The 12,270-nt window shown below is 61.6% G+C and carries 7 protein-coding genes, 1 tRNA gene and 2 pseudogenes; 2 read left to right on the forward strand and 8 right to left on the reverse strand.

Annotation, left to right across the window (positions count from 1 at the left end):
- Positions 1–5: 5 nt before the first annotated feature.
- Positions 6–1,754 (reverse strand): caspase family protein, encoded by a 1,749-nt coding sequence (locus AX756_RS21635; protein WP_068317013.1) that lies wholly within the window; start codon positions 1,752–1,754, stop codon positions 6–8.
- A 164-nt stretch (positions 1,755–1,918) separates the two neighbouring features.
- Between AX756_RS21635 and AX756_RS26150 the strand changes: the two are divergent.
- A pseudogene (locus tag AX756_RS26150) lies at positions 1,919–2,008 on the forward strand (IS6 family transposase); the annotation flags it as partial.
- 260 nt (positions 2,009–2,268) lie between these two features.
- Here AX756_RS26150 and AX756_RS21640 read toward each other — a convergent pair.
- Positions 2,269–2,592, reverse strand: a pseudogene (locus AX756_RS21640) (MerR family transcriptional regulator); the annotation flags it as partial.
- Between the two features lie 653 nt (positions 2,593–3,245).
- Positions 3,246–3,335: transfer RNA gene (locus tag AX756_RS21645), tRNA-Ser, on the reverse strand.
- Between the two features lie 369 nt (positions 3,336–3,704).
- Here AX756_RS21645 and aguA point away from each other — a divergent pair.
- Positions 3,705–4,796 (forward strand): agmatine deiminase, encoded by a 1,092-nt coding sequence (gene aguA, locus AX756_RS21650; RefSeq protein ID WP_068317020.1) that lies wholly within the window; start codon positions 3,705–3,707, stop codon positions 4,794–4,796.
- A 78-nt stretch (positions 4,797–4,874) separates the two neighbouring features.
- Here the strand turns inward: aguA and AX756_RS21655 are convergent, their stop codons facing one another.
- From AX756_RS21655 to AX756_RS21675, 5 genes are all read right to left on the reverse strand, one after another.
- Positions 4,875–6,302, reverse strand: coding sequence for an alanine/glycine:cation symporter family protein (locus AX756_RS21655; RefSeq protein ID WP_068317022.1), 1,428 nt, complete (start codon positions 6,300–6,302; stop codon positions 4,875–4,877).
- A gap of 297 nt (positions 6,303–6,599) precedes the next feature.
- Positions 6,600–7,550 (reverse strand): asparaginase, encoded by a 951-nt coding sequence (locus AX756_RS21660; RefSeq protein WP_068317025.1) that lies wholly within the window; start codon positions 7,548–7,550, stop codon positions 6,600–6,602.
- A gap of 46 nt (positions 7,551–7,596) precedes the next feature.
- Positions 7,597–8,943 carry a peptidoglycan-binding protein gene (locus AX756_RS21665; RefSeq protein WP_068317028.1) on the reverse strand — a complete coding sequence of 449 codons (1,347 nt, stop codon included), beginning with the start codon at positions 8,941–8,943 and terminating at the stop codon, positions 7,597–7,599.
- Between the two features lie 138 nt (positions 8,944–9,081).
- A complete protein-coding gene (locus tag AX756_RS21670) occupies positions 9,082–10,203 on the reverse strand; it encodes an alcohol dehydrogenase family protein (protein ID WP_321186390.1) in 1,122 nt (373 codons plus the stop codon).
- 106 nt (positions 10,204–10,309) lie between these two features.
- Positions 10,310–12,235 carry a DUF3604 domain-containing protein gene (locus AX756_RS21675; RefSeq protein WP_068317033.1) on the reverse strand — a complete coding sequence of 642 codons (1,926 nt, stop codon included), beginning with the start codon at positions 12,233–12,235 and terminating at the stop codon, positions 10,310–10,312.
- Between the last annotated feature and the right edge of the window lie 35 nt (positions 12,236–12,270).

Genomic DNA, 12,270 nt, shown 5'->3' on the forward strand with positions numbered 1-12,270 from the left:
TGGGCCTAACGGCTCTCTAGAAGGCGTATGGCACCGCCCCCCGTGTGCAGCCGGTACAGGCCGGGGCCACTCGCGCGATAGGGGGCGCATTTGTCCAGGGCGGAGGCGAGTTTCACGAAAAGCGCACGATCCGAGGAGGTCGGTTCTCGCGGCGCAAGAAGCCTCGGCAGGTCAGCAACATTTCCCGCGGCATCGATCTCCACTTCAACAACGACGTCCTTGCCTCCGGCATATCCAGAGGGCGGTTCGAAACAGGCCGCGACCAGTTTCAGACCCACCCGTTTGGTCGCGGAACCCCCTGATCCGTCGGCCAGCCCGTCCAGCAAATGAACGGCCCCACCCGAGGTGGAGAGGCGATACCTACCGGCTCTTGGCACGGCGTAAGGAGCGCATTTGTCCAGCGCGGAAGCCAGCTTCACGAACAGGGCACGATCGGACGGGCTCGGGTCGGACGGCTCAAGGAGTGTCGGCAAATCCGCGACGTCTCCGTCAAGATCGATGGCGACCTCGACAAGGATCTTGCTTCCGCCCGCCTGCGCGGACGCTCCTCTAAAACAGGTCTCGACGCTCTCCAAGCCGGGTCGCCTGGCCGATGCCAGAGCGGTTGGATCCGGCAAAAGGTGCGGGGTGGTGCCGCTCTGTCCGCTCCGGTCCGTGTCCTTTGATGCAGTGGCGTCGGGCTCTTGCTGGAAGCCCGCCCCTGCGGCGGAGTTCCCGGAGGTTCGTGCCGGCATAATGTCCGATTGGGCGGGCGCATCCAAACTCCCCGCCGCTCCGCTCGACACTCCATCCTGCACCTCGGGAAGCGACGCTTCCAACAGATCTTGCCCGGACTCCCCACTGCCCGACAGGGCCTTGAGCCGGATCCTGGCCACATCGGCAAAGGCGCCGTTCGGAAAAGCTTCCAGATAGGCCCGGTACTCCGCCTCGGTTCCGCCACTGGACACTTCCCGCCACAGCGCCAACTCCAAAGCCTCCTCCGGTTCCTGCGCAGCCGTCTCGGGGGGATGTATGTATATCAGCCGGGAAGAGAGCGCCCCGTAGATATGCGGCTGTTGCCGGTGCATGGTCGCTTCCAGAACCCGGTCATGGACCATGCGGAAGACGAAGTTGATCTCGACGCCCGGCAAGGCCAGCACCTCCATCAACGCCTTGGCATAAGGGCCATTCCGCCCGACACCATCCTGCGCAACTGTCCCCTCCCGCGCCGCGAAGGCCACCAGCGAATGCGCCGTGGGTTCGACCTCTGCCAGGCCGCGCCCGAGGGAACGGGTGGACCAGGATCGTGTCATCGCGGCGATGAAGGGGTTGTTGCGGCAGGCATCCAAGATAACCAGGCTCAGATCGGACGCGCCGGCCGTGGAATCGGACAGCAACTCAAGAGGCACGGTCTCGTATTTTATGTCGAGGTCGGTCTTGAGAACAGCGTCGACCGGGATCAGGAAGTTTTCCCGGTCAATCTCGACTCCATGTCCGGCATAATAGATTATGGCGTGATCGGCGCCGTGGGTGCGCCGCCTAAACTCGCCCAATGTCTGCACCATTTCGGCGCGGGAGAGATCGTATAGGACGGTGACGTCATAGCCCAACTTCGAAAAAACGAGGCCAAGATCGCGCGCATCGTTCTTCGTGTTTTTCAGATCCTCGACCGTTGCGTAATCCGCATTTCCAATCAGGAGCGCATAGCGGCCTTCGGCAGACGCCAATGACGTGGCTACTAGAAAAATGGTAATCGCAAGGACGCCGCGCAGCATGTCTCGATTTTCCACCCCGGATAATAGATTTTGTACCATGTCGGGGCGGCCGGGTAAATTCTGTCAGCTCTTAAAAAAACAAAGCTAATTGAGGTTGGACTTTTCCTGGCGGTGTCAAAGGAACCTGGCTTGCGATGGGGCAAGGGGCTGCGTAGCGTCCGCGGATGACGAAACGCATCCCGTTCAAGTATTTCAAGACGAGCGAGGGGGTCATCCGCTTGGCGGTGATGATGTACATCCGCTTCCCGCTTTCGTTTTCCTTCTGAACCGTCTCAAGGGAGTCTCTGCAAAGGCGGTGGAGGCGCAAGGAGCGGGAGAATCGACCGGGAAAAGGTATTTTTAAATTTAATATCAATAGGGTAGGTGGGTTGCGGAGAGATGGGGGTTCGAACTCAAGGTTCGGTTTCCAGTGCCAGACTTGCGGCCCCGCCTAAAGTTCTTTCCCAAGGCGATCCAAAGATATCAATGAGAGCGGTTTCTGCCTGGGCATCCTGGCGCAAGCAGCCCGGTGCCAGTCCGCGCGCCATGCGCGGGCAAAAGACGCCACGCGCCCGTAGGAGCCATCATAGCCAAGCTTCACCAGATCAGCATGCATCTGCTTCACAGTTCGGCGTTCCTTGCGCGGCTGGCGTGTCTGCGCAAGCAGCCAGGCCGAAAGACGATCCGTATAGGGATCAAGCTTGCTCGGCCGCGATGGCGTCTTGAACTTCGGCTCCACCGCGCCCTCACGCAGATACTTTCTGATGGTGTTGCGAGACAGGCCCGTGCGCCGCGAAATCTCGCGGATTGGCATTTTGTCACGCAATGCCCAGCGTCGGATAACACTCAAAAATCCCATGTCGATCACTCCATATCTCCCCGACCGAAACCGTCAGGGCAACGTGTTCACATGGGTCAATTCTCAGTGGAAATTTGAGGGGCTACCGGGTCACTTCTCAGCGGAAATCAACACTCGATGGGGCAAAAGTCGCTACCGATCGCAGCGCACGCATACATTCAGGTCGACTTCTTGAAAAATCCAATGACTGCCAAAAGGATCACCGCACCGACCGTAGCGGTTACGATAGACCCGACAAGACCGTAAAAGGACAAGGTGGACACGGTCACCGGCATGTGCGCGCATTGGGGGGATAACCCAGTCGACGTTCTCCACCCGCAAGAAGTCAGGTTGGCCTTTGGAGAAGGGCTTGACGACGCCGACGATGATGACAAGACCGATAGCGCCGAAATACGCATTCGAATGCGCATTTGCCTCCTGTCGAAGGGGAACGAACAAAACTCCCTCCCTACTGCCGGGGCGAAGTGTAGTAATACTACACTTTTCCGATGCGGGTCGGGCATCCCTCCCTGCTGTTGAAGGGGAACGGGCAAGCAGGGCATTCCGGGCAAGGGCGCGTCGGACCGACTCGGAAAGCGATGTCTATTCTACACACTCAAGGCACACACGCTGTCGCGTCAGGTCGTGTGTATTTCACCTAAGTCATTGAAAAGTGGCGGAGACGAAGGGATTCGAACCCTCGAGACGGTTTCCCGCCTACTCCCTTAGCAGGGGAGCGCCTTCGACCACTCGGCCACATCTCCGTCGACCCGTCTATCGAGGCAGGCTCAGAGAAACAAGGGCTTTTTGGTCGTCGTGGACGTGATCGCTGTTATCCGTTGTTTTTCGTGGAGTTCTGCGAAAATCGCGCGAGTTGTGCGCCGTTTCGGCGCAAGACGAGCACAGTGCGTTTCGGCGGAATGTCCAGTTTCGAGGAAGAAGTGAAGCCCATTGTCGCCGTTGGTGTTTCAACCGCCGCTAGCCTTGGGGAACCATTTCTTTCAAGGACCGGGAACCGCATGGGCGCGATAGATGTTGCGGCATAACTCACCCGATGATTTGACAAGGGGCCGGGCCGTGGTCACCGTGGCCCCCACGCCTCTCTGAATCCCTTTCTAGACAGGACAAGAAGAATGGCAAAAGTTTGCAAAACCAAGCCAGCCGCAGATGGCTTCGACATGCCGGGCGAACACGAACCTCATGCCGAGATCTGGATGGCCTGGCCCGAGCGCAGCGACAATTGGCGCGATGGCGCCAAGCCCGCGCAAGGGTGCTTTGTCGAGGTCGCCAGGGCAATCGCCGAAGTGACGCCGGTCACCATGGCGGTCTCCGCGGCTCAGTACGAGAATGCGCGCGGCCGGCTTCCGGAGAATATCCGCGTGGTCGAAATGTCGACCAATGACAGCTGGATGCGCGATATCGGCCCGACCTATGTGACGAATGGACAGGGCGAGCGTCGTGGCATCCAGTGGGACTTCAACGCCTGGGGTGGTCTTGTGGACGGGCTCTATTTCCCCTGGGACAAGGACGATCAGGTCGCTGGCAAGATCTGCGAGATTCTGCGCGATGACAGCTACAAAGCGGGGATCATCCTCGAAGGTGGTGCGATTCACACCGATGGCGACGGCACGCTCTTCACCAACGAGGAATGTCTGCTGCATCCGTCGCGCAACGCCAACATGAGCCAGGACGAGATCGAACAGGTTCTGAAGGACAATCTCGGGGTCGAGAAGGTGCTATGGCTGCCCGAGGGTCTGTTCAATGACGAAACCAACGGCCATATCGACAACCTGATGCATGTCGTGAAACCCGGCGAGGTGATCCTCTCCTGGACCGAAGACACACGGGACCCGCAATACGAGATCTCGCAACGGGCCTTCGCGTTCCTGTCCAACGCGACAGACGCGAAGGACCGCACCCTCAAGATCCACAAGATACACATACCGGGCCCGCTCTACCTCACCGAGCGGGAAGCCGCAGGCATCGACATGTCGGACGGGATGGAGCGGGAGGCCGGCCAGCGACTGGCCGGTTCCTATGCCAATTTCCTGATCACCAACGGCCGCATCATCATGCCGCTGTTGGACCCGAAATGGGACGATCCGGCCCGCCAGGTGCTGCAGGCGGCGTTCCCGGAACACGAGATCGTCGGTGTCGCGGCGCGTGAGATCCTGCTCGGTGGCGGCAATATCCACTGCATCACGCAGCAGGTGCCGGCGGTTTGAGCCCCGAAATGACCTGAGCCACAATGAAAAGACCGGACGACAACGCCCGGTCTTCTTTGCATGGACCTTTGGAGCAGGTCAGTTTGTCGGCATCTTCCAGGCTTCGTGGTCGATGTCGAGATCGGCGTAATCGTCCGGGTTGAGTACCGGGCGTTCGATCCCCGCTTTGAGCTGTGCCTGGAAGTCGCGCAGTAGGCGCATGGCAACCGGGAAGAGCATCATGATCGCCAGCAGGTTGACCAGCGCCAGAATCCCCATCATCGGATCGGAGAAGAAGAAGACGGCCGTCGCGGCGGGTGCTGTCGCGCCGATGAACACGATGCCGATGATCGCGATTCGAAGGATCAGGATCGCCACGGGCTTCTCCGACAGGACGGTCATCGCGTTCTCGCCCAAGTAGTAGTTGTAGATGATCGACGAGAAGGAGAAGAGCAGGATCGCCCCGGTCAGGAAATATTGCACCCATCCGCCCAGATGCGAGACCATGGATTGCTGGGTCAGCGCCACGCCATCAATGCCTTCGGCGCCCGGCACGTAGACATCGCCCAGAAGGATGACGAACGCGGTACAGGAGCAGATGATGATCGTGTCGATGAAAACCGAGAAGCTCTGGGTGATACCTTGGCTGATCGGGTGTCTGACCTCTGCGGTTGCGGCGACGTTCGGTGCCGAACCGAGGCCGGCCTCGTTCGAAAACAGACCCCGGCGCATGCCCTGCGCAATGGCCGCTCCCATGCCGCCGCCGACGGCTTCTTCAAAGCCGAAGGCATTGGCCACGATGTCATATATCACACCCGGTACCGAGGTGATGTTCAGCAGGATGACGATCAGCGCCATGCCGAGATAGCCGACGGCCATGATCGGAACGACCACATCTGCGGTCTTGGCGATCCGGTGGATGCCCCCGAAGATGATGATGCCGGAGACGGCGGCGAGCGCGGCACCGGAATAGAGCCGGTCGATCCCCATGCTGTCCTTGATCGCGCCGGCAACGGTGTTGCCCTGGAAGGCGTTGAAACCGAGGCCGAAGGCGGCGATCAGGCAGATCGCGTAGACGATGGCCAGCCAGCGGTATTCCTCACCCAGTCCATGCAGGATCGAGCGGGCCGGGCCACCGCGATATTCGTTCTCGCCCGTCTTGCGCTTGAAGAGTTGTGCGAGCGAGCATTCCACGAGGCTCGTGGCCATGCCGATCAGGGCAACCGCCCACATCCAGAACACCGCTCCCGGGCCGCCAAGGGTGATGGCAACCGCGACGCCCGCGATATTGCCACCGCCCACGCGTCCGCCAACCGAGACCAACAGGGCCTCGCGGGCCGAGATCTTGTTCGGGTCGGCCGACTGGTTGGAGTTCGACAGCACGCGGAACATGCGCTTGAAGAACCGAAACTGGACAAAGCCAGTGGTGATCGTGATGAACAGACCGAATACGACCAGGATGGGGATCAGTGACCACCCCCATGTCAGGTCGCCGATCTTTCCGAAGATAAACTCTAGAAAACCCATTTCTGTTGTCCCTCTTTATGCTTTCGGTGCAATCCACACTGGATTGTACAGGCCAGCTGCGGCAGAGGGCGGATTTCCCTTTTCTTGGCAGGATTTGCCCCATGCGGATCGCTGGAATACTTGCGTCAGGTAGAAAGAAAAACCTCGTGTTTTGCGGCCCGCCGCATGGCTTCAGGGTAAGTAGTTCATTTCACAAGTCAATCGCCAAACTCTGCTGCAGGTTCGGGGACAATGGGACGCAGATCGGCCGGGGACCGGAAAAGCCAGAAGCGCATGCCGGAGTGATATTGCCGTGCTTCAGGTGGTCATTTCTCCGCACTGGCTGGCGGCGAGATAGGCGCGGCGCGCTTCGAAATCCGTGAATTTCGTCAGGCTGAACTGCATCTTGGCGAAGGCCATTTCCGGGCTCATGTCCCGGCCGTCGACAACGCCGGTGTCTCGCATGACCTTGCCGGCGGCATAGGTGCCCAGACGCATGCCGCCTTCGGGGCATTGGCTGACCGCGACGACCGGCACCTGCTTTTGATAGGCGCGTGCAAGGGCCGCGCGCAGCTCCGGTGTATCGGGGGCCGTTCCGGAACCGAAGCAGCGCAGCACCAGCCCGTCGCAGTTTTCCGCCGCAAAACCCACCAGGTCGGCAGAGGGGCCGGGCGTGACCGAGAGCATCCCGACATTCTGCTCACGCAGCTCGATCAGGCCGGGCGTCCTGGCCGCAACAACCGGCGGCTCCGCGCTCGGCACGTCCCTGAAGGCGTCGAATGCATGGGAGTGGGATTTGCGGATCCGCGCGCCGTGCAGCAGGTGGCCGGCGAACTGAACCTGTACGCCCGGCGCGGCATCGCGGACCACGCTGAGCGCGTCGAAGAGGTTTTTCTGCCCGTCATTGCCCTCCACGGTCAGCGGCAACATGGAGCCCGTCACGATGACGGCCTTGCGAAGCCCCGGCAGCGAGAGGCACAGAGCGCCGGCGGTATAGGCCAGCGTGTCGGTGCCGTGGGTCACCACGAAGCTGTCGAAATCATCGCGTGCCTCGAAGATCGTGCGCGCGACGCGGGTCCAGTCGCGCGGCGTCGCCTGCGCGGAATCGATCAGCGGGTCCAGTCGACAGACCTTGACCGGCGTTGTCACGCGCCCGTCATCGAGCAGCCTTTGCACCTCGCCTTCGACCACGCCGATACGGGGGGCGAAACCGTCCTCGGTACGGTCCATCCCGATCGTCCCGCCGGTGTGGATCAACAAGATCGACATCCTGCCTCCGTGGTTACCGATACGCGTTCTGGCTCGTTTCCCGCGGCTACTTGCAGGAAATCACCGCGTTTCCGAACACTTTCTTGCATAGCCGCCCCTTGTACCAGAAATAGCCCGGCGGTGTTTTGGCGCGGCCGGAGGATTTCTTGGTGGCGGCCCGTTCCGTTGCTGCGGCCTCGACCTTGGCCTTGTTCGCGTCATCCAGCAACCAGGCCTCGTAGGCGGGGTTGGATTGCTGCAGGAAGGCGGTCATCTGCGGCTGGTCGAGATAACCGGTTGCGGGAATGCCGGCCGCTGCCTGCCATTGGGACAGCGCTTCGCGGGTGCCATTGCCCGGAACGCCGTCAATGCCGCGTGGATTATAGCCCATCGCGGTGAGCCGGGCCTGCAACTCGGCCTTCTCCCGGCGGGAGAGTTCGAGCGCATCCTGCGTGTCCTTGCTGGCGGCCACCCAATAGGCCGGAGCGATGATTGCGGCTTCGGAGGTTGTGGGCGCGGCCGTTATCGGGGCGCCGGACGTGTCCACCCGCTCGACGCCATCGGCGGTGGCAGCGATCCTGTAGCTACCGGCAGCTCCGGCGGCATAGGGCGAACAGCTATCCAGCGCCGTGACGAGGGTGATGAAAAGCTGCCGCGCGCTGGCGGAGGGCGCCACCGGTTCCAGCAGCCGGGGCATGGCCGCAACCTGTCCCTGGCCGTCGATATCGACCTCGACAATGACCCGTTCGCCGCCGTCGGCACCTTGGGTGCTGACATAGCAGTTCCCGACACTGCGCAGGCTTTCCGAAACCATCGTCTCCGGGTCTGCCGTGGCAGGGGCGGAAGGCGGCGCGATGACGGGGAAAGCGCTCGTGGCCTGTCCGCCAGAAGCCGTTGCCGAAGTGGCGGGGGCAGTGTCCTGTACCATCGGAATTACCGGGAAGGCCCCCGTGGTCGGGCTTTCCGCCGCCCCTTCGGTTTGCGCCGCTGTGCCCGGCGCCATCGGGATGACCGGGAAAGCCGCATTTGCCGTACCGGCCGGTTCGGGTTGGCCGGTCTGCGGGGGCGGGATGACGGGGAAGGCGGGGGCTGCGTCTGCCGTTGGCAAGGTGGCGATCTCGGCATCGAGGCGGGCCACGTCCAGCCCGTCGATCGTGTCCTGGATGAGCACGCGAACGGACAGGTCGGAGGCCGGGAATTCGGAAATGATCCGGTCCAGGATCTCGCGTGCCTGCCGCAATTGCGCGGCTTCTGAGGTGTCATAGGGGGCAGCCGTGGCGTCCACCAGCGTGCGGGCCTGCTGAAAAAGCGATTCCGGCGTTGTCGTCTGGGCCCAGGCGAGACTGGCCTGAACCGTGCACGCCAAAGCCAGAAGCCCGGACCGCATCATTCCACGTTTCGCGTTCCGATCCATATCCTCTGCCTTCCTCCCGAATTGCCGGCCTGCGGTTCTTCGGGTCACTTGACTGAACAAATCATTCTCATTCGACACCCGTCATACGATACCAGCCGTCCGGTTGTCGCCAACCAATTGCTGTATGCGTCAAGCGTATTATATTTCCGTGAAGCTGCAATTTGGCGGTACCAGAACGAAATTCCCCAGATGCGTTTTCTTCAGGAATTCCCGCTGGGCCTCCGCGATCTGGTCGAGCGGGTAGACACCGGCCAGCAACGGACGGATTTCGCCGCGCTCGATATAGCCGACCAGATTCGGAAAGACGGGCGCGTCCCAGGCTGTGCAGCCGATGAGCGTGATGTCCTTGAGATACATATCCCGCATGTCGAGGCTGACGATGGGGCCGGCAATCGCGCCCGAGGAGACATAGCGACCGCCGCGTTTCAGCAATTTGAGCATCTGCGGGAAATTCGGGCCGCCCACATTGTCCACGATAACATCGACCGTGCTATCGCCCAGCGTGCCGACGAGGTCGTCCTTTCGGTCCAGAACGATCTCGGCACCAAGATCGCGCAGCAGATGGGCCTTGGCCGCGCTGGTGATCGCCGCCACCCGCGCGCCGCGCCGCTTGGCGAGTTGCACCGTCGCGGAGCCCACACCGCCGGACGCCCCGGCCACCAGCACGAGATCGCCCGGCCCGACAGCCGCGCGCTGCAGCATGTTTTCGGATGTGCCATAAGCGCAGGGAATGGTCGCAAGTTCCGCATCGGACCAATCGCAGTCCACGGCAAAGACCTCGCTTGCCGGAACCTTCACAAATTCGGCGAAAGCACCGTCGAAATCCGAGGCCATCCAGACATTTTCCATATCGTCGAAGCCGTTCGGACGCATACAGGCCCGCACCAGAACCCGCTTGCCGATCAGCTCCGCGCCCGCGTCGCCGCCGGCCTGCACAACCTTGCCGCAGCAATCGGTCCCCTGGATCAGCGGGAACGGGGTCGCGGCGCTCCAGCCGCCATCGGCCTTCTGCTCGGCGCTTGCTTCCTGAACTGTCGCCGCCGTGCTGGTATCGGTTGTCACGCTCGACGAGTACCAGCCCAGCCTTGTGTTGATCTCCGTGTTGTTGACGCCTGCCGCCAACACCCGGATCAGCACCTCGTTCGGTCCGGGGACGGGAACCGGCACCGCGCGGTAATCGAGCTTGTCATAGCCACCATTGCCGGTGGTCACGACGGCCATCATGGTAGCGTTTGCGGCGCGGGATTGCTGTTTGTCCACGGCTTGTTCCTTCCGGGTAAGCGCAGGGTCCCTCCAATGGTAGCCTGCCCTTTTCCGGATGAACACCGTCCCGGCGACTGTCGCGCCGCCGGGCTGGCCGGTCGCGTCACTCCTCTGGCGCGTACCAGATGGCGGATGTGTAGGCCCGTTCCTGATGTACTTTCTGGGCCGCTTCGGGGATCTCGACACCAAGCCGAAGCTGGTCATAGACGACCCAGCGGGGTGTCGGGATCTCGAGGACGCGGGCGTAGTAGAAAGCGGACTGCGCGGCGTCGAATTCCGGGTCCGACCAGATGGTCAGCAGCTCCGGCGCACCAATTGTATTGGCATAGCTCGCCGCCTCCAGATCGACCGTGTCGCCAACCGGCGGCAGCTTGCCTGCGTCATCCATCTCGCGCCCGGCGGACCATGCCACGTTATAGACCTTCTCGTGCAGGTCGCCGGCCTCGTCGATCCAGCCCTTGACGATCTGGATGCGGTCGAGATTGGCGCCAATCGGATCTCGCAGCGCATAGACCATGAAGGTCGGCGCTTCGGCCCCCTCGGGCGCCGCGCGCAGGTCGCCGCCCATGGGCACGCCGCGCTGGTAGCCGGCAAAGGCAGGTTGGCGACCGCGCAGGTCATTCTCGTTGAAATCCCAGCCGCCGAAGAAGCGTACCATCATGCGCGGCCCGGTGGTGGCATAGGTCTCCCGGCGCACCATCGCGTCCCAGAGCGCCTTGCGCGTGTTCTCCTCGGCCCAGACGCCGGTATAGCCGGACGCGACCAGCTCGAAACCTTCGAACACGCCTTTATCCGTCTTGGTGAAAGGGTGGGTCATCCGGGTCAGGTTCGGTTCGGCATTGGTGGCCTTGCCGAAGTAATTGTCCGAATCCGCGGTGGCGAGCGAAGTGTGGCTGTCGGTCGAGCCGACGGCGCCGAACTTGTAGGGGTTCACGCCGAGCTTCTTCTCCAGCGCAAGGCCCTGTTTCAGAGCCTCGCGGGCATATTCGCCCTTGAGCATTGCTTCGGTCTTGGCCTCGCTCAGGTCCAGGTTGCCCGCATCCCAGGTCTCGTAATCGGCAAATTCGTCCTCGGGGCTGAGCACCGGGTGAGTCTCGCCATCCCCCTTGATCTGGGTGAACTCATAGAGCGGCTCCCATTTGTTGCGCAGCGTGACGTAGTTTTCGTTAATCGGGGCGCCGGTATATTGCTGTTCGGTCGGGAACATCAGACCGTTCGACAGGTTACCGTTATGGGCCAGCGAGAAAGCGTAACCGCCGGTCTTGCTCTCGTAGTCTTCCAGCCAGGAATAAAGATCGAGCGGGTCCGTCGAGCCCACGGGCGGCTGCGTCACCAGCGGGTCCACCATCAGCGCCTTGTCCGCGTTATCGCGAAGTACGACGTTGCGGTGCAGGTTGTTCCCTTTGTAGAGCGAGGTCCACTCAAAGCCGATAAAGGCAGTGAAGACGCCCGGGGTGTTGTACTCTTCGGCCTTCTCGATCACGGTTTCCCAGACCGAGCGGTAGATTGGCGATCCGGGCGAGTATTGCGCCATCAGATCCGGATCGATCGCGCCCTGCGAAAAGGTCGTGATCAGGTCCAGCGCGGCTTGCGTGCTCGCCTCACCGCCTTCGGCCAGTCCTTCGGCCCAGTTTCGGGATTGTTCGAATGCCATGACGTTGGGTTTCTGGTCGAGCATGTCGAAGATCAAGCCCATGCCATCCGAATGGTCTGCCAGCACCAGCCAATCGAGCGGCCGAGCCAGCCGGACAGGCAGGCCGGAGGCAGAGGTTACCTCCTCGCCGCGTGCGAATTTATAGGCGGTGTCATGGCCGGTTGTATTGCCGAACAGGCCGGCATCCATGGAGTAGCCGGTGTGAAGATGGGTATCGCCCCAAAAGACATTGGACGGGAAGCTCCGCTGGGCATAGGGCGAATAGGCCTTGCCGGGATAGAGGCCTTCGACGGATTCCGCGCTTGGAATAAACTGGGCGGAAGCGGGAAATGCGGCAAGTGTTGTGCAAATGGCGACTGTCGTTCGAAGCTTCATCGGTGTCCCTCCCCGGACGGATTGTGTGCTTTTGA

Origin of the sequence: Aliiruegeria sabulilitoris (assembly GCF_001558155.1) — a bacterium.
GTDB classification, from domain to species: Bacteria; Pseudomonadota; Alphaproteobacteria; order Rhodobacterales; family Rhodobacteraceae; genus Tropicimonas; species Tropicimonas sabulilitoris.